This window comes from Rhodoferax aquaticus (genome assembly GCF_006974105.1).
GTDB classification, from domain to species: Bacteria; Pseudomonadota; Gammaproteobacteria; order Burkholderiales; family Burkholderiaceae_C; genus Allorhodoferax; species Allorhodoferax aquaticus_A.
In genome coordinates, this window is record NZ_CP036282.1 from 3756927 (window position 1) to 3781409 (window position 24483).

General features: G+C 60.3%; 17 protein-coding genes and 1 pseudogene. 9 read left to right on the forward strand and 9 right to left on the reverse strand.

All coding sequences use genetic code 11. From position 1 onward, the window contains the following. Positions 1–74 precede the first annotated feature (74 nt). The 4 genes from metK to EXZ61_RS17430 are packed head-to-tail and all read left to right on the forward strand — an operon-like array spanning position 75 to position 4873. On the forward strand, positions 75–1256 hold the full coding sequence (gene metK / locus EXZ61_RS17415; protein WP_142812956.1) for a methionine adenosyltransferase: 1182 nt from the start codon (positions 75–77) through the stop codon (positions 1254–1256). A 10-nt stretch (positions 1257–1266) separates the two neighbouring features. Continuing rightward, positions 1267–2511 (forward strand): glycosyltransferase family 9 protein, encoded by a 1245-nt coding sequence (locus EXZ61_RS17420; RefSeq protein WP_142812958.1) that lies wholly within the window; start codon positions 1267–1269, stop codon positions 2509–2511. Beyond that, the gene (locus tag EXZ61_RS17425; RefSeq protein WP_142812959.1) at positions 2508–2987 is read left to right on the forward strand and encodes a GtrA family protein; all 480 of its coding nucleotides are present in this window, start codon (positions 2508–2510) and stop codon (positions 2985–2987) included. Before EXZ61_RS17420 ends, EXZ61_RS17425 begins: the two co-directional genes overlap by 4 nt. A gap of 50 nt (positions 2988–3037) precedes the next feature. Further along, the gene (locus EXZ61_RS17430) at positions 3038–4873 is read left to right on the forward strand and encodes an ArnT family glycosyltransferase (RefSeq protein ID WP_142812960.1); all 1836 of its coding nucleotides are present in this window, start codon (positions 3038–3040) and stop codon (positions 4871–4873) included. Between the two features lie 104 nt (positions 4874–4977). Here the strand turns inward: EXZ61_RS17430 and EXZ61_RS17435 are convergent, their stop codons facing one another. Genes EXZ61_RS17435 through EXZ61_RS17445 form a run of 3 tightly spaced genes read right to left on the reverse strand, consistent with a single transcriptional unit; the run spans position 4978 to position 8257 of the window. Next, positions 4978–6375 (reverse strand): CoA transferase, encoded by a 1398-nt coding sequence (locus tag EXZ61_RS17435; protein ID WP_142812961.1) that lies wholly within the window; start codon positions 6373–6375, stop codon positions 4978–4980. Then, complete coding sequence (locus EXZ61_RS17440; RefSeq protein ID WP_142812962.1) at positions 6372–7085, reverse strand: hypothetical protein; 714 nt, start codon at positions 7083–7085, stop codon at positions 6372–6374. The genes EXZ61_RS17435 and EXZ61_RS17440 overlap by 4 nt, the downstream gene beginning before the upstream one ends. Next, a complete protein-coding gene (locus EXZ61_RS17445; RefSeq protein WP_142812963.1) occupies positions 7082–8257 on the reverse strand; it encodes an exo-alpha-sialidase in 1176 nt (391 codons plus the stop codon). Before EXZ61_RS17445 ends, EXZ61_RS17440 begins: the two co-directional genes overlap by 4 nt. A gap of 104 nt (positions 8258–8361) precedes the next feature. Here EXZ61_RS17445 and EXZ61_RS17450 point away from each other — a divergent pair, with 104 nt between their 5' ends. Further along, positions 8362–9414 carry a pirin family protein gene (locus tag EXZ61_RS17450; protein ID WP_142812964.1) on the forward strand — a complete coding sequence of 351 codons (1053 nt, stop codon included), beginning with the start codon at positions 8362–8364 and terminating at the stop codon, positions 9412–9414. Here EXZ61_RS17450 and EXZ61_RS17455 read toward each other — a convergent pair. Genes EXZ61_RS17455 through EXZ61_RS17465 form a run of 3 tightly spaced genes read right to left on the reverse strand, consistent with a single transcriptional unit; the run spans position 9411 to position 12551 of the window. After that, positions 9411–10418 (reverse strand): DUF1839 family protein, encoded by a 1008-nt coding sequence (locus EXZ61_RS17455; protein WP_142812965.1) that lies wholly within the window; start codon positions 10416–10418, stop codon positions 9411–9413. The genes EXZ61_RS17450 and EXZ61_RS17455 overlap by 4 nt on opposite strands. Then, positions 10415–11332, reverse strand: a complete 918-nt coding sequence (locus tag EXZ61_RS17460; protein WP_142812966.1) for an amino acid--[acyl-carrier-protein] ligase — start codon at positions 11330–11332, stop codon at positions 10415–10417. The genes EXZ61_RS17455 and EXZ61_RS17460 overlap by 4 nt, the downstream gene beginning before the upstream one ends. A gap of 43 nt (positions 11333–11375) precedes the next feature. Beyond that, positions 11376–12551 carry an acyl-CoA dehydrogenase family protein gene (locus EXZ61_RS17465; protein WP_168224803.1) on the reverse strand — a complete coding sequence of 392 codons (1176 nt, stop codon included), beginning with the start codon at positions 12549–12551 and terminating at the stop codon, positions 11376–11378. Between the two features lie 130 nt (positions 12552–12681). Between EXZ61_RS17465 and EXZ61_RS17470 the strand changes: the two genes are divergently transcribed. From EXZ61_RS17470 to EXZ61_RS17485, 4 genes are read left to right on the forward strand one after another with little or no spacing between them, the layout of a single operon-like run. Continuing rightward, positions 12682–12927: an acyl carrier protein gene (locus tag EXZ61_RS17470; protein WP_142812968.1), complete on the forward strand. Its 246-nt coding sequence runs from the start codon at positions 12682–12684 to the stop codon at positions 12925–12927. A gap of 9 nt (positions 12928–12936) precedes the next feature. Then, positions 12937–15501 (forward strand): glycoside hydrolase family 2 protein, encoded by a 2565-nt coding sequence (locus tag EXZ61_RS17475; protein ID WP_142812969.1) that lies wholly within the window; start codon positions 12937–12939, stop codon positions 15499–15501. After that, on the forward strand, positions 15498–17408 hold the full coding sequence (locus EXZ61_RS17480) for an alpha/beta fold hydrolase (protein WP_142812970.1): 1911 nt from the start codon (positions 15498–15500) through the stop codon (positions 17406–17408). The genes EXZ61_RS17475 and EXZ61_RS17480 overlap by 4 nt, the downstream gene beginning before the upstream one ends. Before the next feature lie 5 nt (positions 17409–17413). Continuing rightward, on the forward strand, positions 17414–17905 hold the full coding sequence (locus EXZ61_RS17485) for a cupin domain-containing protein (protein ID WP_142812971.1): 492 nt from the start codon (positions 17414–17416) through the stop codon (positions 17903–17905). A 34-nt stretch (positions 17906–17939) separates the two neighbouring features. Here the strand turns inward: EXZ61_RS17485 and EXZ61_RS17490 are convergent, their stop codons facing one another. From EXZ61_RS17490 to EXZ61_RS22520, 3 genes and pseudogenes are all read right to left on the reverse strand, one after another. Then, positions 17940–21623, reverse strand: a complete 3684-nt coding sequence (locus EXZ61_RS17490) for a DUF748 domain-containing protein (protein WP_168224804.1) — start codon at positions 21621–21623, stop codon at positions 17940–17942. 34 nt (positions 21624–21657) lie between these two features. Further along, the gene (locus EXZ61_RS22240; RefSeq protein ID WP_237219198.1) at positions 21658–22785 is read right to left on the reverse strand and encodes a response regulator; all 1128 of its coding nucleotides are present in this window, start codon (positions 22783–22785) and stop codon (positions 21658–21660) included. Positions 22786–23145: 360 nt separating this feature from the next. Continuing rightward, positions 23146–24447: pseudogene (locus EXZ61_RS22520) on the reverse strand (sensor histidine kinase); the annotation flags it as partial. Positions 24448–24483 lie beyond the last annotated feature (36 nt).

Genomic DNA, 24483 nt, shown 5'->3' on the forward strand with positions numbered 1-24483 from the left:
TCGCAAAAGGCCATCCGGTCCAAGCAACGCGGACAAGAACTTATGATCCCGAACTTGCAACTGGAGCGTTAAACATGGCCAATGACTTCCTCTTCACGTCTGAATCCGTCTCAGAAGGTCACCCCGACAAAGTCGCTGACCAAATCTCGGATGCGATTTTGGACGCCATCTTCAAACAAGACCCCAAATCCCGCGTCGCCGCAGAAACGCTGTGCAATACCGGTTTGGTCGTGCTGGCTGGTGAGATCACCACCAACGCCCATGTGGATTACATCCAAGTGGCGCGCGACACCATCAAGCGCATTGGCTATGACAACACCGAATACGGCATTGACTACAAAGGCTGCGCTGTTTTGGTGGCCTATGACAAGCAGTCCAACGATATCGCCCAAGGCGTAGACCATGCGTCGGACGATCACCTCAACACCGGTGCCGGCGACCAAGGTTTGATGTTTGGTTATGCCTGCAATGAGACCCCTGAGCTCATGCCTGCCCCCATTTACTACGCCCATCGCTTGGTAGAGCGCCAGGCCCAGCTGCGCAAAGACGGCCGTCTGCCCTTCTTGCGCCCTGACGCCAAGAGCCAGGTAACCATGCGCTATGTGGATGGCAAGCCCCACAGCATTGATACGGTGGTGCTGTCTAGCCAGCACAGCCCAGAGATGAGCAATGGCACCACCATGAAGCAAGAGTTCATCGATGCCGTCATTGAAGAGATCATCAAGCCGGTGTTGCCTGCGGAGTGGCTCAAAGACACGCGTTATTTGGTGAACCCCACAGGCCGCTTTGTGGTCGGTGGACCCCAAGGCGACTGTGGTTTGACGGGTCGCAAAATCATTGTGGATACCTATGGTGGTGCTTGCCCCCACGGTGGTGGCGCGTTCTCTGGCAAAGACCCAACCAAGGTGGACCGTTCTGCCGCTTACGCTGCGCGCTATGTGGCCAAGAACATTGTGGCAGCCGGTTTGGCCAAGCAATGCCAAATCCAAGTGGCCTACGCCATTGGTGTGGCTAAGCCCATGAATGTGACCGTGTACACCGAAGGCACTGGTGTGATCTCGGATGAGAAAATCGCCGCACTGGTCAACGAGCACTTCGACTTGCGCCCTAAGGGCATCATCCAGATGCTGGACTTGCTGCGCCCCATCTACGAGAAGACTGCGGCTTATGGCCACTTCGGCCGTGAAGAGCCTGAGTTCTCTTGGGAACGCACCGACAAGGCCCAAGTGCTGCGCGCCGCCGCTGGCTTGAATTAAACCATCGCCTATGAACATCCAGACACAACGTTTCATTGACCGCTGGGCCGGCCAGCTACTCTGCGGCGCGGTGTCTGCATGGGTGCGCTTGACCCAACTCTTTGGGGGGCCAGCGCGCATGCCTGCTTCCCCAAAAAACATTTTGGTGATTTTGTTGTCGGAAATGGGCAGCATCGTTCTCGCGGGCCCCATGTTTGCAGCGCTGCGCCGCACGTATCCCGGTGCTGCGATCCACATTCTGCAACTCAAAAAGAACCAAGAAGTCTCCAAGCTCCTCTCGCTGACCGAGACAGACTACATGCATACGCTGGACGACAGTTCCGGCGGGTCTCTGGTGGCAGACATTCTCAAAGTGAGTCTGAGGATGCGCAACCTCGGGCTGGACGCGGTCATTGATTGCGAGCTTTTTTCACGCGTAAGCGCTTTGTTGTCTTTCAGCACCGGGGCCCCGGTGCGCGTGGGCTTTACACCCCACACGCAAGAAGGCCTGTACCGTGGCAGCTTCATCAACCATAGTATCCCGTACAACCCTTACCAGCACATCAGCAAACAGTTCTTGTCCTTGGTCGACGCCCTAAGCGCACCAGACAGCATGCCCCGCAACCGGGCGGCTGCCATACGTGACACCCCCGAAGACACAGAGCTTTCGGTTAAGTTCACCGACACAGAGCTTGAGACATACCGCAGCAAACTTGAAAGCGACCACCGCGTCACGCAAGATCGGCGCTTGGTGCTGGTCTATGCCGGTGGCGGCATCTTGCCCGAGCGGGCTTGGCCTGCCAGCCACTATGCACGGGTGGTGCAAGGACTATGTGCTGCAGGCTATGCCGTAGGGCTGATCGGCCTTAAAGATGACGCCATCTTGGCCCATGAGCTGCAAGCCCAAGTGGGGCACGAGGCCTGCCTGAACCTGACGGGCTATACCAAAAGCATCCGCGAGTTGCTGATGTTGATGCATGCCAGCGCCTTGCTCATCACCAATGACGGCGGCCCCAGCCACTTCGCCACGGTGACACCTATTCAGACCATGGTGTTTTTTGGGCCCGAGACCGGCAAGCTCTATGGTCCCTTGGGGCGTCGCACCATCATTTTGGAAAGCGGCATTGCCTGCTCTCCTTGCCTGACAGCCTACAACCACAGGCTTACTTTTTGCGACGGCGATAATCAATGCCTTAAACGCATTGCGCCCGACCCCGTTTTGGCCGACGCACTGCAATTTTTGAACAGTGCTCCGACCCAACCCTCTCTCGCATGACGCATCCCACTGGCTTTAAAGCGCGCATTTTTTCCACCGTTGAATGGCTAAAGAGCTTTCGCATTGTTAAGTTTGGTTTGGTGGGCGCCAGCGGCACCGTGGTGAACTTGCTCGTGCTTCACTTGGGGCATGAGTACCTTTTTCAAAGCTTTGAAGCCAGCTGGGGCAAGCCGTATGCCTCCTTGGCACTGGCCATTGCCATTGCCACACTGAACAACTTCACCTGGAACCGGCTGTGGACATGGTCTGACCGCGTCAAAAGCCAGGCCATGACTTCTGCGTCCACGAACACAACGATGCTGCGTCAGTTTGGCAAATACGCGACGGCTTCGTGGTTTGGGAGTTTGTTGCAGTACGGATTGACCATCTGGCTCTCACAATGGGTCCACTACCTGTTGGCCAACCTCACTGCCATTGCAATAGCCAGCGTGAGCAACTTTTTAGCCAACGACCGCTGGACCTTTAAGAAGCGCTAGGCCATCCGCAGGGGTAGCTTGCCGCCCCTTCGCTGCGGCGACAATAGGGCATGTCTAAGTTGGCCCACTCCCCTGCCTTTCCCTTGCGCCTTTGGCCTTGGTATGCCTTGGTGTTTTCTGCCCTCGCGCTCTACGTGCTGGGCCTCGGTAGCCCCTACGCCCCAACCAATGGCGATGAGATGGTGTACATCCACATCGCCCGCATGACGGCCGAAGCCGGACACTGGTTGCCACTGCAGTCTGAGCTTGTGGGCACCCGTAATACCAAACCCCCCCTGCTGATTTGGCAAGCTATGGTGGCAGGCGACTGGGGGCAGCAGTGGAGTCTTTTTGCACTGCGCCTGCCGAGCATTGTTTACACGTTTGCAACCACAGGCTTGCTGGCGTTTTTCGCCTACCACATGGCACAGCCAGCGAGCAACACCTCGCCTACCGCCGGTGCTGAAGCTGCACACACGGAAAAACTCCGCACCGCCTGCATCGCAGCCAGCCTGTATTTGCTGTTTTTCTGCACCTTCCGCTATGGCCGCGCCTACCTCACCTCAGCACCCGAAACCTTTTGGCTGGCCTTGCCCATGTGGTGGGTGTTATGGCGGTGCGTGCGCGTTGGCGCAAGTGCGCAGCCTAGTGCCAGTTCTGCGCCCGTGGGCTGGCTTGGCTACACCCTGATCGGTGTCGCCATGGGCCTGGGAGCCGCTTACAAATCCTTTGCGCTACTGGCGCCCAGCGCAGCCGCTATTGGGTGTGCCGCGCTGCTCAGCACACCGGGGGGCCCCCGCTGGAACTGGCGCATGTGGTTTCGAACCAGTACCGGTTTGGCCTGGAGCACGCTGGTAGGCTTGGGCATCTTTGCGCTGTGGTTCGTCTTGGACCCCGATCCTGCGGCCGTCTGGCAAGAGTTTGTGGTGGCAGAGAACGCGGGCAAGATGTCAGGTGGGCAAGGCTACTGGCACGCCGCACTGTATGGCGCTTACCCGATGTGGACACAGCTCTTGGCCTACCCGGCGAACGCAGGCTTGTTGTTCTTTCCGGTGCTGGGTTTTTGCATCTGGGCAATTACCAAGGCCTTTAGGTCAAGCACCTACCAGCACCTGAGCCCGGGCCAGTGGGTGCTGCTCGCGTGGTTGCTGGTATGGCTGGTGGTGTTCACCATCCCCAGCCAACGCTCCGAACGCTACGTGATTCCCGCAATGCCCGCCATTGCGATTGCTATGGCCTTGGTATGGCGGCGCATCGCACGGATCTGGTTTTGGATCACCTTGCTGGTCTGCGCGCCCGCTTTGGTGATGCTGGCCCGCATCGGCTGGACCATGGGAGAGCTGCACATTGCCTCCGCCACTGAAGTCGCGCTCACTTTGATAGCTGCTTGCGCAGGTTTGACGAGCGCAATCGCCTGTTTTTTCTCAAAATCAAGCCTACGCAACGCCACATTGCTGGCGGTACTGGCGGTGTATGCCACCTTCGGTTGGATGGTCGCCCCCATCTCAGACAATGGCTACGGCGCGGCAGTTCAGGCCCGTATGCAAGGCCAGCGCGTTGCCGTACCCAACGGCTTTACCGGCCAGTATGAGCGGTTCCACTTTGTGCTGCATGGCGCGCGCATCACGCCCTACGACGCGGAAGGCCGCAACACGGGAGCGCTGTACCCTGACATGCCGGGGCACGAACGGCTCAACACGCTGTTGCGTGAGTTTGACGCAGTGGTGTGGTTGCAAGACGAACCCCATGAAACTGGGCCGAGCTGCCTGCCAGCCTGCGAAATATTGGGCAGCCGAGTGCATGTGAAAAGTCGCCACAAAGACGGCGAGGTCACACTCTCCAACCTGTGGTACCCCCAGACGTGGTTGTTCCGCAAAGAATGGCTCGTCGTGCCCACCCGCAACTGATAGCACCCCTTGCACGCCTCCTGGGCACATTTTCCGAGCAAGCTATCAAAAATATAGCTGCACGCCCAGTATCTACGTGCGGCTGCAATACTTTTGACTCACACTCACCACACCGGCGGGTGGGAACCGGGGGGCATGGCTGGACGACTCCAGCCTACGGGCGTGCGCGACAGTTTGGCGCTATGCCGCATGGCGACAAGCGCGCCAAACCCGGTGGCATAGGACTCCAAATAATGCGTACGTTCTGGCACGCTGGGGGCGCGTATCCCCCAACCCGCTGCAACTTGGCCCATGCTGCGCAACCAGTGCGCGGTTTGGGCGAGTGACACCCGCACCAACCAGGTCCCACCTTCTTGCTGCTGGCGGACCAAGGCCGCACTGCTGGCAAATGCCATCAAGTAGCCGGTGGCGTAGTCGAGTATCTGCACGGGCAATGCCTGGGGTTTTTCTACCCCGGCGGCCTGTGCCTCTGCCGTATTGAAGCCAGCCGCTGTTTGCACCAAGGAGTCAAAACCACGCCGCCCAGCCCATGGCCCTTGTTCGGAGTAAGCACTCAAAGACACAATGACCAGCCCTGGGCGTAAGTGCGCCAGTTGCGCAGGGGAATAACCCAGGGCATCGAGGCCCCCGGGGCGGTAGCCCTGAACAAACACATGGCTGCCTGCCACCAAGGCGTTCATTTGCTGGCGCTGTGCGGGATCCCGCAAGTCCACATGCACCGACCGCTTGCCACGACTGGCCTCCGCGATCATGTCGATGTTCGGAAGATGGGGACTGTTCACCAGCATCACATCCGCACCCAGCGCCGCCAAGGTGCGCCCCGCCACCGGGCCTGCCACGATGCGGGTCAGGTCTAACACCCGCACACCATGCAAAGGCCGCTGCGCTGCGCCAAGCTGTGGCAAAGGCAGTACCGGGCCGTCAGCCATGCGCTCCAAGGTAAAGAGTGGCTGGGCCGCGATGGCTTGGCCCTGGGCATGGGCGTCCCATTGCTCAAAGCTGCGCACGGCAGCGACGACCAAGCCCCGCTCTGCGGCCTGTGTTTCCAGATCCACCGCTCGCCACTGCGCTACCGCGTCTTGCACGGTGTCGCGCTCACCCGTGCTGGGCGGCAAACCCAATAGCGCCAAAACACCCAGGCGATGGTGCGCAAAATTGGTGTGCAAACGCACCCAGCCGTCGGCACAGCGGTACAGACCTGACAAGGCATCCCAAGGGTCCGGCACCACGCCATCTAGGCTGTACCAGCCTTGGCACTCCATGGCGGCTTGTGCCATGTCCACCGCCACATCTTGCCGGGCTTGCCCACGCACCGCCCCCAGTTCACACGCTGCCAGCGCGGCCGCAGCTATGCTGACCTGCGCGGCAGTGCCCACGGCAAACGAGCTGGGCAATACAGGGTCGCAACCCGTCAAGCGCAGGTACCCCAAGGCCTGCGGAGATAGCTCTCCCAAGGCCCACAGCTGGGCGAAAACCTCTGATGGGGCAGGCGCTTGGTTCATAGCCGCTTGCGAGAGCGTCGAAGCGCCAAAACCTTGCGCACCAACATCCCCTGCAAAACCAGCCACAGCCAGGGGTCCAAGACGGCATCCCACACATTGCCCGTGGGCAAGCGCAGTGCCACAAACACCAGCACTACGATTGGCAACAAAGCCCAGATCCACCGCGTCTGCGCCGTGCCCCAAAACAACCATGGCACACAGGCCACGGCCGCCACCACCCAAACCGCGGCTGCACTAAAGCCAAAGGCATACCACTCGCCAGGCAACAAGGCAAAGGTGTCCAACAACAAAACCCACCCTAGCAGCACCCCGCACACAGGCAGGAACCACAGACCTCTGCGAGCAACCGACAGGGGGCGGGCGCAGCCCCAGACACACGCGGCAGACAACAAGGCAGTGCCCACACTCGGTGCCAGAAACGCCAGCCCCAACCAATGTACCGGCCCCCAAGGGCCTGGCACCCAGGCCCACCCAAACGCGAGCACGGCGGCCACTCGCCGTGCTAGCAAACCGTGCGCATGCAGGCCAACACGTGCTGCGAAACTTTGCACCAAGGCCCCTAACCCCCAAGCCAAGACCAAGCCCCATGCCACATACAGCCAAGCACTTGCCACCTGAGGAAGCGGCAGAACCAAGGTGTCGGTGGCACCCAGAGAAGACGGTGCCTCACGCAGGTGTTGCAGCAAAGCCGGTACGCTAAAGCCGCTCATGGGGTCACCGCCTTGTCAGCGCCGTTTGTTGAAAACCGCTGCCACGAAATAGTCTTGCGGTCTACGGTGTAGCTCACCCACAAGTTGCCCTGCTCCCATGCCAAGGCGGGATAAGAGAATTCGTCATCCGGTGCTCCCTCAGCCATACGGTTCAAAAGTCTCCAGTCTTGACCGTTTCCGGACACGCTCAAGTCCATCACCGCCCTGGAGCCCGGCGAACTGTTGTGTACCAGCACCCCAAACCCCGGCGCCAAGCCCAGCCCAGCAACCGAGGAGTCGGGATTGATCAAACTCAGATCGGGCAGGTCTTGCCAACTGCGCCCCCCGTCCTGCGTGCGGGCGGCCAGCACACGCCCCTGGGCGCGCTCGTCCCGCATCAGCGCCGTCCACTCACGCGGACCTTGGGCTAGCAGTGTGGGCTGCAAGGCGTAGCCACGCCCGCTGATGCGGCTGATACCCATAAGCCCACCGTAGCGATCAAAGCGCAAAGCCGCCGGGTGCTTGATGCCCAGTTCAAAATGCACTGGTAAAACCATCCCCCCATCAGCCAAGGGCAAGGGGGAACTGCGCACCAAATAGCTGGTATTCCAGAGCCACGACACGGGCAGTGCAGGCATAGGCTCAAACTCTACGGCCCCAGCGGCGCGGCTGGCTTGCGTCTGGCGCAAATGCACGATGCGGCTGGCAGCCCAGCCCCCCGCGCCCGTCGCCACCACAAAGAGGTGAATGCGCGCATCTGCGTCTAGCCACGCCACCGGATTGCCCAAACGGCGCACCCCATAGCCCAGTTGCGCTCCCAAGACATGGCGGTTCACGGCCCACTGCGGCGGACTCCAGGCTTGGTCCGCACGGCGCCACTCAGACGTGGCAATTTGCACATTGGGGCCGCTCTCGCGCTCACCAGAAAACCAGAAGATGCGCAAGCGGGCTGCGGAGTCTGCTGGCATCACCAACAGCGTGCTGGCATGGGCAGCTGCAGATTGCGCTGGCATGGGCACCGGCCCTTGGTCTACTTTGGTAAGTACCATGGGTTGTGCGACGCCTGTGGTATCTGGCCACACGGTGGCCGCTTCTGCGGGGGACACAGGGCGTTGCGCGAGGTCCCACGCCAGCAAACCACTGACAGCCAAGGCGGCGATCAACAAGCGCCAATGAAATTTCAGAACATCCATTCCCTGATCTTAGTAGTTGACAAGGCCTAGGCCTGCTAGGCCAGCAAAAAAGCCCCACACCAAGGACAATGTGAGCTGACTGACTCCCAGCCCCCATTCCCACCATGAGCACCTCCTCCATCCTCCGCCTGGCCCCGCTGGGCTTTCCGTGGCAAACGCTAGACCCGTTTTTGTTTTGCGTGCACCACCACGATGCCTACCCCGCAGGCAATGCGCAGCTAGGCCCCCAAGCCAGTTTGGCAGGACGCAAGCTAGGGCAAGACTTTGCCGGCCAAGACGGGTGGAGCATGTACCACGGGGACACGGTGCCCGGGTTTCCCTCCCACCCGCACAGGGGCTTTGAGACGGTCACCATTGCGCGCCAGGGCTTGATCGACCACTCCGACTCTTTGGGGGCCACGGCCCGCTTTGGCGGTGGTGACGTGCAGTGGCTCACAGCAGGCCAGGGCATCGTGCACTGCGAAATGTTTCCCCTGGTCCACCCACACGCACCCAATCCCACAGAGCTGTTTCAAATCTGGCTCAACCTGCCTGCCAAAAACAAAATGGCCAAGCCCCACTTCACCATGTTTTGGCACGAAGACATTCCACGCACGGTTCACGTCGACGCAAAAGATGGGCACACCGAGGTCGTGTGCATCGCCGGATCCTTGTCCGGCATGCAGCCTTTGCCGCCCCCGCCTGACTCATGGGCCAGTGCACCACACAGCGACCTTGCCATATGGACGCTCACAATGTCGGCCGGCGCGCGTTGGACGCTACCTGCTGCGCAGCACCCCCAAACCCGGCGCATGCTGTATTTTTTCAAGGGCCCACAGCTGCAGGTGGCAGGCCAGGCGGTCAACAGCCATAGCGCCATCGAGTTGCAAGCAGACCACGCCGTGGAGTTGATCAACGGAAACGCAGAGTCAGAGTGCTTGGTGCTGCAGGGCAGACCTATCGGCGAGCCTGTGGCGCAGTATGGCCCGTTTGTGATGAACACCGCCGCCGAAATTCAGCAAGCGTTTGCCGACTACCAGCGTACCGAATTTGGTGGATGGCCTTGGGGTGCGAGTGACCCCGTGCATGCACGCGATCGGGGCCGTTTTGCCCAGCATGCCGACGGCACATTGGAGGAACGTAGCACCGAGTCCAACCCGCTTGCGCCGACGTCTTAAGAGTTGAGCGGTGCAGACGGCGGTGGAAACGCTGCCCTGAGCGCTGCCATGGATTGGTCCCAAGCGGCCGCACTGTGTGCCAACTGCGCGACAGGATCAAACGCCTTTTTTGACACTACCGCGCGCGCGCCCTTCAAAATCAAAGTCTTGGCATCCATCGCCATGCCAGCCAACAAGGCGTGCACGGGCTGCGCTGCGGGTGGCAATTCCTCGTGCAACCATTCCAGCCAAGCCGCCTGCAACTCGCTGGCGGCACCCCACTGGCGAATACCCGCAAACGCCCATGCGTGGTAGTTGTCCAGCCCCGATGCTTGAAGCTTGGGCAACTCTTGCGCAAACCGATGCGCAAACTGGATGACAGGATTCACCAGCGGGGCATAGGCCACGTGCTTGCCCATCAAGGCTTTGCTGGCTTGCTTGAGCGCACTGCCTTGCCAGACAGGGGGGTCATAAAAACTCACCAACTCCGCAAACAAAGGCAGGCCCGACGCTGGCCACTGTGCGGGCAATAGGTGGTGATAGTCCTCCCCCTGCGCCACAAAATAACCCGCATTGTGGAAATACCCTAGCTCTTGTGCCTCAGTGTCCACGGCGTTAATGGCAATTGTCGTTTTGCTGTGCTTATGGCGGTAGTCGGTGCCTTGGGTGTCCGGCAAGTAATAGGCATCGACTTCCACACAGATCAAGCGGCCAGCGGACAAATGCTCCAGCGCATGCTCCAGCAAGGGCTTCCACACGGTGAGCTCATGCACTTTGATGCCGTACAAACTGCGCAGCTCATCGTGCGATGGTTTGAAAAACGTCCACTGGTCGCCTTCGAAATCCATTTGCGCCACAAAGGGCAGCATGGCCAAGGGCTCCAAGCCTTTGGCGTGCAAGATTTCTATCCAGAGGTCGATGTAACAGTTTTTTTCAGTCCAGAGCGCGTGGCTGGCATGCAAGGCGTGGCGCGGGTAGTGGGCCGCATCTAGCCCCTGGATGGCTTGGACCTTGGTGGGCATCATGGCCACAGCAAGGCGCGGGTGGCCGCAGGCCACAGGGTGGTGTCCAGACCATGCGTTTTGAGCAGCGCCAAGGTCACGCGCTCCAAGCCGAACCCGAGACAGGCGGTGTGTGCCAGCCGATCATCAGCATCTTGAATGCCAAACTTGGAACTGAAATGCTCTTGGTGCCAATTGAACGAACAAATGGCGGTAGGGTCGGTGCTCGATATCACAGGCACCTTGAGTTCAAACTTGAGTTTTTGGTCGCGCTGGTTGGCTGCCAGCATTTTGCCCACGCGGCCGAAAAACGGGTCGTTAGCGACATCACTCTCTACAGGCAGTCCAAGGTCAAGCAACAAGGTGCGCGCACGCTCCAGCCACTGGTCGCGCCATGCCACAACGACGTCGGATGGGCCGACCCGAATGAACTCGCGCATGCGAAACGACTGAAAACGGGTGGGCTCATCGGAAGGCTCGTGCCGAAAAATCCAGTTGAGCGTGGTCACCAAACGCCCGTTGGGCGAGAGCTTTCCGCTAAACAAGGGGTACACGGGGTAGCAAGCCGCGGGGGTCATCATCACGTCGGTAATGTCGAGTGCGGCTTCCCATCGCTCGCCATTGCTGGCCTGGTCTGCCATCTCACGGGCCTTGGCGTCACTGCCAAAAAAGCTGTGCACTGACCCAATCAAATGCGGAAAGTTTCCGAGGTAGCCCATCTTTTCAATCAACGCCCGTGGCACCACAGGGGGGAAGGTGAGCTCCTCTGCCTTGTCATCCGCGGCAACACGTGAGACCAAGGCATTGAAGCGCTGCAAAATGTCTTCAAACGCGGGGCCAAAGCCATTGACACCCCGCACGCCTGAGGGCAACAGAAAGCCTTGCGCCTCCAGGGCCGCTTTGAATGCACGGGTTTCTTCGCTGGTGATCTGGGTCATAGCTTCGCTCGCTTGGCTCGTTGAGACAGTAGGGGCAATGCGGTCATTGGTCTTTGTAGACCAACAGCATCGAGGCGCTCTTGGCGGCTATTCGTTCATTGGACACCATGAGTGCCCCCGAGAGTGAATCGCGCAAGGCCCGGCTCACACTCAAGGGACCTTGGTTGTTAAAACCGGGGATTCCCAAGATGAGCAAGGCGTCTTGAATGATGGCGGGGGCCGCTTGTGAAGCGGCCGTCTTCAAGCTATTGAACTGCAAGGCCCAGCCCATTTCTTGCAAGGTATTGGTATCCGACCCTTGTTCCACCAACGCATCAAATTCGTCCGCCACACCTTGCCAATGGCGCCGCATGGCTTGCACTTTGACCATGAGCTCCGCCAAGCGCGTCGCAGCCGGTGGCACCTGGCCCGGGTTCTTGCGTGCTTGGTTGCGCACCAAGGTAGCGGCTTTGTCATAGGCCGAGTACGCCAAGCCCCACCACAAAGCGGACCACAAGGTATGCGAGTAAGGCACCATGCTTTGCGATGCGATCTCTGAGTACGGAGTCGGAAAAACTTGTTCTATGCCTCCTTGGCTGCGCAAACTAAAGCCCGGACTGCAGGTTCCGCGCATGCCCATGGTGTCCCACACGCCGTTGTGTGTGAGCTGTGCTTGGTGCTTGTCCACCAAGACCAGCACCTGGTCGCTAGCCTGTGCATCGCTGGCGCGGCGTGCAGTTACCAAAATGGCGTCGGCATAGGCACAGTACGAGCCGGTCGTTGCTTCCTTGTTAAGTACAAATTGATCGCCCTCGCGCTCCACCGCACAGATGCTAGAACGCGTGTCTCCGAACGTGCCCACTTCAGACGTCATAGAACCCAAAAGCCACTGCTTGTCCGCCATATCTCGCAAGTACTGGGTGAAGAACGCGCTGCCCTGTGCGTTGCGGGTGAGGCAGGCCAGCTGGCTGTAGTGCATGGCCAAGACCATGGCACTGGAGCCGCACCGTTGTGCAATCAGCGCAACGAGCTCGCACTGACCCCGCATGGTCAGACCCTTGCCACCCATTGCTACAGACACGGGTGCATTCAATAGCTTTTCGGACTGGAATGCGGCCAAAGATTCGCGCGGAAAGCGTGCCTGTTGGTCCACATCATGGGCGTGCTGTGCCGCTATCTGGGGGCTTTGTAGCTGTTTGACCCAGGCCCAAGAAGGACTGGTGGTAGAGGCTGTTGTCACGGTGAATCCCTGATAGATCGCTGCGGCGCGCCGCCTATGGTTGTAACCAATTGTATTATTATGCGCAGCTTGCTGTCGCATGCCACCATGGTGCTTTTGCCCTCTCTCCCGATTTGAACTTTTGCTGACTATGAACGACCTTGAATCCCGCATCCGCACCGTCTTGGCAGCCCATGGACGTCTGTCCCAAGACGCACAGACCTTGGCACGGGACGCCGACTTGCAGCAGGCAGGCATGACCTCACACGCCAGCGTCAACGTGATGCTGGGCTTGGAAGGCGAGTTTGACGTCGAATTTCCAGACCACATGCTGTCGCGCAGCGTGTTCTCCAGCGTCGCATCTATTTCGGCCGCGCTCCAGCAGCTGATCGCCTAGGCGCGGCGCATGCAGGGCTGGCCTAACGCGCAAGGGAAGAAAAGCTCTCGCCTTCCCTTAAGCACCTTGCCCCAGGCATGGGCCATCTGCCAGCAGGCCGTCGGCCAAACAGCGGATGACGTACCGCATGGCAGTGCTTGGCACACCATTGACCACGCCACCACGGTAGCCCACGCCTTGCAAATGGCGGGGCAATGGACGCTGGATGGCCCCGCGTTGGACTTGGATGCCAGCATCTGGTGGTTTCAGGTTCGCTTTGATGCACCGGCGTGCCCTGCCAACACCTTGCGGCAGCTGCACTTTGGCGGTTTGGCAACCCTCTGCCGCGTATGGCTCAACGATGTAGAAATTTTGGCCAGCGACAACATGTTTCTCGCCCACCAGGTGGACGTGACCCACCTGTTGGTGCCGCAGGCCAATGTGTTGCGCTTACGGTTTGACACGCTCACACCCCATTTACAAACCAAGCGACCCCGCCCCCGTTGGCGCACACCGATGGTGGCGCACCAGCAGCTGCGTTGGCTGCGCACCAGCTTGCTGGGTCGCACACCAGGGTGGACGCCCCCCGCCGCACCGGTTGGCCCATGGCGGCCTATTTGGCTAGAAGACATGGGTCCGTCTGCACACTTGGTGCGGTCTACGCTGGCCGCACATCTGGACGGTGCGCATGGCACTCTGGCGATTGATTGCTGGTTTAGCGACACCTTGCCCGCGCAGACCAGCGTCACTGCCCACATCCACGGGCCTAGCGGCAGCACCACGGTCGCTTTACAAGCCGCAGCAGATGGGCATTACCAGGTCCAGTGCCACATCCCCGGTGTTGCACCCTGGTGGCCCCATACCCACGGTGAGCCCGCGCTCTACACGGTCCGCGTCACTGTGGCAGATGCTACAGGCGCAGCGATGGCCTACGAACTCGGGAAAACCGGGTTTCGGACCATCACTAAAGCCCACGGCGACGACAGATTTGCCCTTTGCGTGAATGGAACCCCGGTCTTTTGCCGCGGCGCTTGCTGGATGCCTTTGGATGTGGTGAGCCTCGCGGCCAGCGAGGACGCCTACCGCCAAGCCTTGCTGCAAGTCAAAGCCGCGGGTATGAACATGCTGCGGCTCGCAGGTTCCACCATGTACGAAACACCGACCTTCTTCGCGCTATGTGACGCCTTGGGCATCATGGTCTGGCAAGACCTGATGTTCTCCAACATGGACTACCCCGCTGAGGATGCTGCATTTGCGCACAGCGTGTGCACCGAGGTGCACCAGCAGCTCACTGCCTTGCAGGCCCACCCCAGCGTCGCTGTAGTGTGCGGCAATTCCGAAGTTGAACAACAAGCGGCCATGTGGGGCGCAGACAAAAGCCAATGGGCTCCCCCGCTGTTTCACCACTCGCTGCGCGAGATCGCGCAAAGCCTCTTGCCCCATACCGTGTATTGGCCGTCCAGTGCCCACGGAGGCGCGTTTCCCCACCAAGTCAAAAGAGGCACCACCTCCTACTACGGCGTAGGCGCGTACAAACGGCCGTTGGACGACGCACTCACCAGCCAAGTCGCGTTTGCCACCGAGTGCCTGGCCTTTGCCAATATTCCGCCCAGCAGCACCTTGCGCCGAGCACCGTGCGGTGAAGCGCCGCAAGTCCACGCGCCGGCATGGAAGGCCCGGGTTTACCGTGACCAGTCGGTAGGCTGGGACTTTGACGATGTGCGTGACTACTACCTCGATCAACTCCTAGGGCTGCGCCCTGAAGCCCTGCGTGCAGTGGACCCCGCACGCTATTTGACTTTGGGGCGCGCTGTAGCCGCCGAGGTGATGGGCCGCACCATGGCAGCCTGGCGCACAGCACCGTCCGCCTGTGGCGGCGCGCTGGTGTGGTTTTTGCGCGACCTGTGGGCAAGCGCAGGCTGCGGGCTGGTGGACGACCAAGGCGTTCCCAAGTCGGTTTTTCATGCCTTGGCCAGGGTACAGCAGCCCCTCTTGGCTACCCTCGGTGCACAGGGTCTGAATGGCTTGGCTTTGCACCTCATCAATGAAACAAGCTCAGACCTTGAAACCCAGGCTGAGCTGACCCTGTACCAGCACGGCGAGTTTCGCGTCGCACAGCATGTGCGCAAGCTCGCAGTGCCAGCGCGAAGCACACAGGAATGGGACGTCAGCGATTGGCTAGACAGCTTTGTGGACCTCGCCTACAGCCATCGCTTTGGCCCTGCCGCGTTTGACTTGGCCGTCGTCCAGTGGCGAGATGCCGCAGGACACGTAATCGGCCAGGCTTTGCATTTTGAGCCCCAACAACTCATTGCATTCAATGGCAACCCGGGGCTTAGTGCCTGGGCCACGGCAGCCCCCGATGGCTGCATCGTGGTGCAACTCAGCACCCGCGCCGTGAGCTATGGCGTGCATTTTGAAAGTTATGGCTGGCAAGCCGACGACGAGTTTTTCCACATGCCACCGGGCTCGCAACGCAGTATTCGCTTCTCACCCACGCTGCCCGGCCACAGCCACTGGCATGCCAGCGCCATCGCACTCAATGGTCGGCAGTCTTGCCCCATTCCACTGCAAACACCCTCCGTTGCCCCATGAATACCAGCGTCGACATCCCCTTGGGCGCGGTGCAGGCACCTCCGCAGTCGTTCTTCTTTGGCCCCGAGTCGCGGCCTTTGTTTGGCGTCCTACACCGCCCGACCGCCAACCTCACTGCACCCTTTGCGGTGCTCATGCTCAGCCCCTGGGGCGCAGAAGACCTCTCCGCCCACCGGGCGTTGCGCGGCCTGGCCCAGTCCATCGCGCAGCAAAGCTACACCTGCATGCGTTTTGATTACGACGGATGCGGTGACTCCTACGAGCCCGCCCCCGACGACAACCTGTGGCCCCTGTGGCAACAGGCTTGTATAGCGGCAATAGATACCCTCAAGCAACTCACCGGCTTAGAACACGTGGTTTTGGTGGGGATGCGCTTGGGCGCTTTGCTGGCCGCCGAGATTGCGGCGCAACGCGCAGACATTGCAGCCTTGGTGCTCATGGCCCCGGTACGCAGCGGCCAAGCCTACCTCAAAGAGCTGCGCATGCTGGGGGGTGCCATGGCGCAAGGCGAAGCGCAGCCAGCGCATGCCGTGTTCGCTGCAGGCTTTACGCTCAACCATGCCACCGCCCAGGCCATTCAGGCGGCCAAGCTACCCGACGTTCTCAAGACCCACGCCGTGGCCGTCGTAGACCGCGACGACATGGGCATTGGCAGGCGCTGGATTGACAGCCTCGCGGTCCAAGGTGTGCACACGGTGTACAGCGCAGAGCCCGGCTACCCCGACATGGTGCTCACTGCGCACAAGGCCAAACCGGCATTGCGCATGTTTGACCAAGTCCTTGAGGCACTCAGAACCTTTTCTTGGCACCAGTTAGAGCCGCATGCGCTGCGCCCATCGCACGCAATCAAGCCAAGGCTACAAGCCCATGTGCGCTCCGACGGATACAACGTGCTTGAGAAAGTCCTACCGCCGTTTGGCCCCATGGGCATGGCGGCCTTGCGCATTGAGCCGGGGGAAGGGGTGTCGTATTCGGGGCGCGGCATCTTGATCTTGAACTCCAGCACCGAGCGGCGCATTGGTCCCAACCGCATGTGGGTCGGCTTTGCCAGAGCGCGCGCGGCCTTGGGTGACATCGTCATACGACTTGATATGCCAGGCATCGGCGAGAGCCAGCAAGACTACCCCTTGGGTACCAACTTGGTTTACCCCCCAGACGCCATCGAACACGTGGCGGCCTTTTTAAAAGCCCAGTTACATGAGCACCATTCACCGCGCTGGGCGGTGCTGGGCCTGTGCTCTGGCGCCTACCATAGCTACCGACTGGCACTGGCGCAGCGCGGCATCTACCACGTCTTCCCTATCAACGCATTTGGCTTCTTGCCCCAAGACGTGCAAGAGTCCGATGTATGGGCCCATGCCGCGCTGCAGTTTGCCGTGGCCCAAAACGCCAGCCGCAACCTCATCAAACCCGACCGATGGATCAAGCTCTTGCGCGGCCAAGTTAATTGGCGCGTCATTGCCCAATCGTTCTGGGGACGTGTGCGTGGGGAGACGCTAAAGAACCTCTTGAAGGCAGGCCGAGCACTCAAACTGATTGCCCCACCTGAGTTGGCGCGGGAGTTCCGCGTCCTCAACAAGCAAGGCTGCCGCGTTCACTTTGTGTTTGCGACGACGGACCCAGGCCCCGCCATGCTTCGCGAAGCCTTGGCCTATGACTCACCGACCTTGTTCAACAAGGGGCCGGTCACTGAAGACCAAATCGAAGGGGCCGACCACACCTTTGCTGGATTGGCGGGTCGCGCCCAGCTATTTACCCATCTCCACCGCCGCCTCGACAACTGGGTGCTGGCCCCTGTACAGCGCAGTCGCTTGCCGCAAATGGCCGACGAACCACCGTGGTACGAAGCACCCCCTAGTGCGCCCATGTCACTCTTTGGCACTGAGTTTTTACCCACCAACTTTTAAGCACCGTGAAACCATTCGCCTTGCCCTTCATCATCGGCGCTCTGTGCTCAGCGGCAGGGCTTTCTGTCTACTCGGCCTACCAACACGTCAGCCACCGACCCGCTCCGTCTGCACAAGCAGTCGCCATGCCGCTGGCCCCACTGGCCATCGACCCCACATGGGTCAAGTCCGGCGCGCCCAACTTCAAGTCGCTGGAGTTTGGTGCTTCCACGGACGCCAGCAGCTCTTCGGGTTTGTTTCAAGCCGATGGCGCTTCTTCGTTTGTGTGGCAGTACGGGCTGGATGAAGCCATTTACATTCTTGAAGGTGGCGTAGACATTGAGTACCTAGGCAAACGTTTCACCCTCAAAGTGGGGGACACCGCCTTCTTCTATGCCGGCACTTCGGCCACATGGAATGTGCACGCCGGGGGTGTCAAGAAAACTTGGACCATCTACAAACCCAGCAAGCTGGCCCGTTGGGCGGCCAAGCACCCGCAAGACAAGTCAGCCCCCTAACCCCTTGGCGCGGCCTTCGCAACCCCACGTGGATCTAGGGGTTGCTGATGCTCAGTTCAGCGTGCGGACTCCATCCGTCGGCCGCTGGCACCACCTTAGGGGCTCCCAAAAACAGCCGTGCGGCGGGCAATTGCTTCAAGCCCAAGTAGTCTTTCACCGCCACGCCACGCTGTAATGCCAATGCACGCACCGCTTCAGCGTTCACGCTCAAACTGCCCAAGAGCAAGGCGCGCATATCGGCATCGGGTAGGTCTTTGCTCAGCCCCACCAGGTTGCGTGGTTTGACGATATCAGCCCGGCGATACACCTCTTTGAGCAAAGCGGCGGACTCTGCCTCTGAGACAGCCTCCACCTGCGCCACGTCTTGCCCTGCCACTGCAGCTCGGCGGCGCTTCTCCGCCTTCAACATGTCGACCAGGCGTTGCGATTTGATGGCCTCTCGCTCTGCCTCCAGATTCGCCAGTCCCACCACGTTGATCGCCAAACTAGGTCGGTCTACCAGCGCCTTGGCCACTTTATCCAAGCCCTCCTTGGCCTGCGCCCCCAACTCGGCAGATCCCGGCGCAAAAGGCACTGCGCTGAGCTCATCCCCCGCGCCCCCACCGAATGCTTTGGAAAGCAAGGTAAACGGCGAGGTGACGGCTTTCACCACCAAGTTAGTAATCACCTTCCACACCACCGCGCCGAGCTTGAACTGCGGGTCATTGAGGGAGCCACTGATGGGCAAGTCAATATCAATCACCCCGTGGCGGTCGGCCAACAGCGCAACCGCCAGCTTCACCGGCAGGCTGTTGGGCGCGCCGTCTACTTTGTCGCCAAACACCAGTTGGTTCAGCACAATATTGTTGTTGGCCGTGAGCTGGCCATCGGGCTGCACGGTGTAGCTCACATCCACACTGAGCTTGCCGCGTTCAATACCGTAGCCCGCATATTTGATGGCGTAGGGCGAGAGGGGTGGCAATTCCAAATCACGCACCCGACCTTTGATGTCAAGCGCCAATGGCTTGGCCAAAGGGTTGACCTTGCCGGTGATGGCCAGCGATGCCGTGCCCTCGGCCCGCCCCCGCACATCCAGGTCGGCCAACTGCACTTGGCCATTGACGGGGCGCGAAGAAAACCCGCTCAACGACCCGGTCAACTCCGACAAATCGGCCGAGTAGTTGGGCTGAATAAACCGATCAGAAAAATACACCTTGCCATTGACCAAACGCACAGGCCCCATGCGCACGTGGGCATCCTGGCCAGCTGCCTCCGTACCGGCTGGTGCAGGCTTGACCAAGCCTTGCAAGTTCAGGCGGCCCTTAGGGTCTACCACCAAGCGGGCATAAAAGTCACTCAAAACCGCCTCACGCACATCCACCTGCGTGGCCGCACCGGGCGCCATGTCAATGCGAATGCCTGGTACGTTGAGCGACTTCCAACTCAAAAGCTCATCGCCCACGGACTCCGCTTGCCCTGCTGCGCTGGCACTGTGGGCCCGAAAGTCTTCGAGTGCGCCGTCACCACGCACCGTGAGGCTCACGCCAGCGGGCGCACTGGCAAAGCGCACATCGCCTTTGAAACTGCTGTCGGCGCGCAGCAAATCAATGTTCAGGCGCTCCCCCACATACGGGGCCAACGCGTGGGCTGGCACATCGATAGCTTCCACACTGCCCTGCACCAGCAGCGGTGCCCAGCTTGCAGTGCCGCTGTAACGCAGGCTACCCGCTTCGGTCCGACCTGCCTTCACGCGCGTGGCAACGCTCAGCGCCACGGGCTTGGCTCCATCTAGCGTGAAGCCCTTGGCTTGTAACTGCATTCCAGACAGCTCCACCCGCACCGGTTTGGGCATGCTGCGGTCGTCCAAGACGACGAAACCATCGTCCAAGGCCATGTCGGCCAGGGCAACAGTCCATGGCTTGCCGGGCACTGCTGGCGTTGCTTGGGCCGTTTGCGCAGCGGTTTCTTTGAGCCAGCGCTGCGCCATCCACTGCCCTTGGGCATCGCGCTGCAACAAAGCGCGCGGGCCTTGCAGTCGGACTTGGCCCACCTGCACGGTCTGGCGTGTTACATCCACCCGCGCATCCTTCACCTCTAGCAAGCGCCACTGCGGCCAAGCGTTGCCTTCGCCCCAAGCGGCCAAAGCACCGCGCTTGGGGTTTTGCCCAGCAGGTAGGTCGCCCCGCAGCGCCACATTGGAGAGCGAGAGTTTTTGTACCTTGAACGCCAATTGCCCGGGGCGCCAGTCAACATCCCACTGCGCATCTGCTTGTCCCATCAAACGTGGCGCTAAGTACTGCGACACATAGGGTTGTGCAATGGCCAGGGGCAGTTGCGCCAATTCGGCATGCACCTGTGCAGCCACATCGCTGCCCGAGCCTTTGAACTTCAGCGTCGCGTTTTTCCCAGCCATGGGTACGGCCAGCGAACCTTCAAACGTGGCCGCCTTGTCGGCAACAAACGGCCACGCTATGCCTTGCACCTCCCCCGCAATGTCTTTCACATCCACCCGCACTGGGCTTGGCAAAGCTTGGTCCACCCACTGCAACTCGCCGCCCTCCACGTGCAAGCGGGCTAGGCTGAACTTCCACGCATCTTGGGGCGCATCCGCTGCCTTTTGCGGTACTTCTTCAGAAGGTTTTTGGCCCGCTGCGCCCGCGGAATATGCCCCATCAGCTACTTTTTTGGTAGCAACAGGCGCTGTACTGGCCAGATCCCAATTCAATCGCCCGCCATGCGCACGCTGCACCCGCAGCTTGGGGCCTGTGATGGCCAATGACGTCAGCGCCACACGGCGTTCTAGGGGACGCACATCGGCCACATCGGCCTGCACCGAATCCAGAGCCAGCAATGCACCACCTGCAGGGTCCGCTACTTGGAGGTCCGACACCGTGAGCTTGCCCTCCAAGCGCAAAGAAGTTGCAGGGTCTTGCGCAAAGTGCAGCTGCATATCGGCAGCCACCACCGCAGACTGCACCCGCACCGGTAAGCTAGCAGGCAGGTAGGGCAAATAAGGGGCGAGGTCCACGTGTGTGAACTTGAGTGCCAGTTCGCCCTTACGGACCTGGGCAAAAGGCGTGCCTTGGGCCGCACTGTCAAAAGCAGCACCGTTGAGCTCAAACGCCAAGTGCGGCGTTACGGTGATGTCGCGCTGTGCGTCTAAATTGCTCAAGAAGGGGAGCCACAGCTCTACGTGGCGCACCGTGTGGTGCTGCACCACAGGCGCTTGCTGAGCCTTAGCGGGCAAGGTGTCGTAAAAGTCGATGGCACCGCCACTTAAGCGCACGTTGTGCAGCGCAAAGCGCACGGGCGCGGAGTCATTTGGCGTGTTGAGCTTGGCCAGCACATCATCGATGTCGTAACGCCCGTCCCCTAGGTGCGTGATCTGCACCACAGGGTCTTGCACGGTGACTGCGTCAAACACCGGCCCCATGCGCCATACCGACTCCCATTGTGCGTTGGCATAGACCTTGGCGAGCGACAGCTGCTTTGCCTGTCCATCGGCCGTGGCCACTGCCACGTCGGTCACCGTCAATTCCATGGACCAAGGCTTAAAGCTCACGGCCCCCACCGTCACTTTGCGCCCCAAGGCTTTTTCTCCCTGTTGCTGGGCCAGGTGTTTCACCAGTGGCGGCACGCCCAACCACGCCAACACACTGAGCAAGACGAGGCTAAGCACGGTCCATAGCGCGCGGCGTAACCAAGGGTGGGCAAAGAAAGGGGCGTTCGACAAGGTCATGGGCATGGTTAGGGGCTCAACACCACACGGTGTATCAGGGACTAGGGACTTCGTCAGTGTAGGTGTGGGCTATGCGTTGGAACTCACCATCCAAGGCGGTGAACGCATCCACGATATCGGGGTCGAAATGCAAGCCACGCCCTTCTAGGATGAGATCACGCGCTTTGGCATGGCTAAAGGCAGGCTTGTACACGCGGACGCTGATCAATGCGTCATACACATCGGCCACAGCCATCAGACGCGCGCTGATAGTGATGGCATCGCCCGCGAGGCCCAGCGGGTAGCCAGAACCGTCCCACTTTTCTTGGTGGCCGTAGGCAATTTCTTTGGCGCAGGCTAAGAAGGGCACGCTATGGCCCAAGCGGCGCTCGGCGATTTCAATGATGTTGCGCCCAATGGTGGTGTGGGTCTTCATAACCTCCATCTCGTCAGCGGCCAAGCGCGAGGGCTTGTGCAAGATGCGGTCTGGAATGCCCACCTTGCCAATGTCGTGCAGCGGTGCCGACTTGAACAAGAGGTCAATTTGCGTGTCCGTCAGGTAGTCAGTGAAGCGGGGGTGCTTTTGCAAATGCAGCGCCAAGGCTTGCACATAGTTCTGGGTGCGCACAATGTGGGCGCCCGTTTCGTTGTCGCGGGTTTCCGCCATGGAGGCCATGGCCAAGATCGTGGCGTCTTGGAGGCGCTTGATTTCATCCGTCTGGCGCGCCACCTCCTTTTTCAAGTACTGCGCCTTGTCTTTCAAAAACTCTGCGGCGGCCTGCACCGCCAGTTGCGTGCGCACCCGCGCCAACACAATGGGTGGGCTGATGGGCTTGGCAATGTAGTCGGCAGCCCCCATGCGCAGCCCCATTTCTTCATCGAGGGGTTGGCTGCGCGCCGTCACAAAAACAAGGGGAATGTCTTGCGTCTGCACACTGCTTTTGAGGCGTTTGCACACGGCATAGCCGTCCATCCCAGGCATCATCACATCTAACAAGATCACGTCAGGCTGCGCGTCTTTGGCAACCTGCAAAGCACGCAGGCCATTGTTGCAAGCCAGCACCCGGTAGTGGGGTGCCAACAGCTCATGCAACAGGGTGAGGTTGACCGGGGTGTCATCCACCACCAGCACGGTACGCCGACCGGGGGCTGTGGGCACCACTTGGCTTGCGCGCACGCCCAGTTGGGTCAACAGGGTCTGGGCGGTGGCCCAGTCATACGCCCCCATTGCAGTGTGCAAAGGTGTATAGGCGTCGCCCAGTGCCTCCTCTAATAGCTTAGCCTCGTGCTGCCACACTGCCAATGCCTGGGCATCGCTGGCATTGCACAGGGCTGCAATGCCTCCCAAAATTTCACGGCTTTGGCTGCTGAGCACGGGAGGGTGGGGGCTAACAGGGGCAGGGGCCGCGTGGACCACCGCACTTGTCAGGTCCGGCGCCTCTGTCCCGCTGTCAGCCGCTTGCGCGCCAGCCTCGTCAAACCATGCGGTGAACCAAAACGTGGAGCCAGCACCGGGCGCGCTGTCTACCCCCACTTCACCGCCCATCAGTTCGGCCATCTTTTTGGCAATGGCAAGGCCCAAGCCCGTGCCGCCGTAGCGGCGTGTGGTGGAGGCCTCTGCCTGCTGAAAGCTCTCAAAAACGCGGCCTTTGGCCTCTTCCGTCAGGCCAATCCCACTGTCTTGCACTGCAAAGTACAAGAGCACTCTCGCGCCATTGCGCTCACGCAGGCTGCAACGCACGGCCACACCACCACTAGGAGTAAATTTGATGGCGTTGCTGATGTAGTTCATCAACACACTGCCCAAGCGCACGGAATCGCCCATGACAAACTCAGGGACCTCTGGCGCCCGCTCACAACGCAGCGTGAGGCCTTGTGCCACCGCCTTGTCGGCATTCAAAGCGCAGCTCGTGTCCAACACCGACTGCATAGAAAACCGGTCGTATTCCAAAGTCATCATGTGCGCCTCGACTTTGGAGAAGTCCAGCACTTGGTTCACCAGCTCGGTAAGGTGCTGCGCCCCTTGTTGCACCAGCTCCACGTACTCGCGCTGCTTGGGATTTAAATCGGTTTTGAGCGTGAGGTAACTCATACCCAAGATGGCACTGATGGGGGTGCGAATCTCATGGCTGATCGTGGCCAAGAAGTTGGACTTGAACTCCGTCGCCTCCTCAGCCACCTGCTTCTCTGCCGCAAGCTTAGCCAGCAAATCTTGGTTTTCAAACCGCATGCGCATGGACTCTGAGAAGCTTTTGGCCATTTGTTGCGACTGTTTGGCCATCACCAATCCCACGCCCGCGAGGGCCACCGCCACCACCATGCCCCCCTGTCCGTGCGTCAACCAAAACGCGGCAGTTAGGGCTAGGTTGGAGAATGCCCCTGCGATAAACGTCGCCGGATGGGTCGACCCATTGACCATGGCCGCGCCCACATAGACCAGTTGCACCGCGGTGCAAAACCCGGCAGCCTCCAGGTTGCTGCCTTCGCCCAACCACCACACGCCCAAACCCACCAAGGTTTGGTTGACAAAGGCCATGCACCACAACTGCCACTGGTTGCGACTCAGCCTGGCGGCATCTGCCGTTTCCAGATGGAACAAAACTTGCGTGCACATGCTGGCATTCCATTGCGCCATGAACACAATGGGCAACACCCACGCCAAGGCATAGGCCAAGTCTCCCGCAGCAGACATGGCCAAAGCCGTCAACGTGGCGGCGATAGCAATCATCCAGCGCGAATGCACGGTCTGGGTCGCGCGCAAACGCAAAGACTCGCGCGCCACCTCTAAGTCCAAGGTGGAGGCCTTTGACAGGTCCAAGGGATTCCTAAATTGCAACCACGGCATGATGTAATTTGAGTAACTAAGCGTACCGCACCAGAG

Bases quoted from the DNA above. Each gene is read 5' to 3' on its own strand.
- EXZ61_RS17455 (WP_142812965.1), bottom strand. From the start codon at position 10,418: ATGATGCCCACCAAGGTCCAAGCCATCCAGGGGCTAGATGCGGCCCAC.
- EXZ61_RS17420 (WP_142812958.1), top strand. From the start codon at position 1,267: ATGAACATCCAGACACAACGTTTCATTGACCGCTGGGCCGGCCAGCTA.
- EXZ61_RS17475 (WP_142812969.1), top strand. From the start codon at position 12,937: ATGCAGGGCTGGCCTAACGCGCAAGGGAAGAAAAGCTCTCGCCTTCCC.
- EXZ61_RS17440 (WP_142812962.1), bottom strand. From the start codon at position 7,085: ATGAGCGGCTTTAGCGTACCGGCTTTGCTGCAACACCTGCGTGAGGCA.
- EXZ61_RS17435 (WP_142812961.1), bottom strand. From the start codon at position 6,375: ATGAACCAAGCGCCTGCCCCATCAGAGGTTTTCGCCCAGCTGTGGGCC.
- EXZ61_RS17490 (WP_168224804.1), bottom strand. From the start codon at position 21,623: ATGACCTTGTCGAACGCCCCTTTCTTTGCCCACCCTTGGTTACGCCGC.
- EXZ61_RS17470 (WP_142812968.1), top strand. From the start codon at position 12,682: ATGAACGACCTTGAATCCCGCATCCGCACCGTCTTGGCAGCCCATGGA.
- EXZ61_RS17445 (WP_142812963.1), bottom strand. From the start codon at position 8,257: ATGGATGTTCTGAAATTTCATTGGCGCTTGTTGATCGCCGCCTTGGCT.
- EXZ61_RS17450 (WP_142812964.1), top strand. From the start codon at position 8,362: ATGAGCACCTCCTCCATCCTCCGCCTGGCCCCGCTGGGCTTTCCGTGG.
- EXZ61_RS17425 (WP_142812959.1), top strand. From the start codon at position 2,508: ATGACGCATCCCACTGGCTTTAAAGCGCGCATTTTTTCCACCGTTGAA.
- EXZ61_RS17480 (WP_142812970.1), top strand. From the start codon at position 15,498: ATGAATACCAGCGTCGACATCCCCTTGGGCGCGGTGCAGGCACCTCCG.
- metK (WP_142812956.1), top strand. From the start codon at position 75: ATGGCCAATGACTTCCTCTTCACGTCTGAATCCGTCTCAGAAGGTCAC.
- EXZ61_RS17460 (WP_142812966.1), bottom strand. From the start codon at position 11,332: ATGACCCAGATCACCAGCGAAGAAACCCGTGCATTCAAAGCGGCCCTG.
- EXZ61_RS17430 (WP_142812960.1), top strand. From the start codon at position 3,038: ATGTCTAAGTTGGCCCACTCCCCTGCCTTTCCCTTGCGCCTTTGGCCT.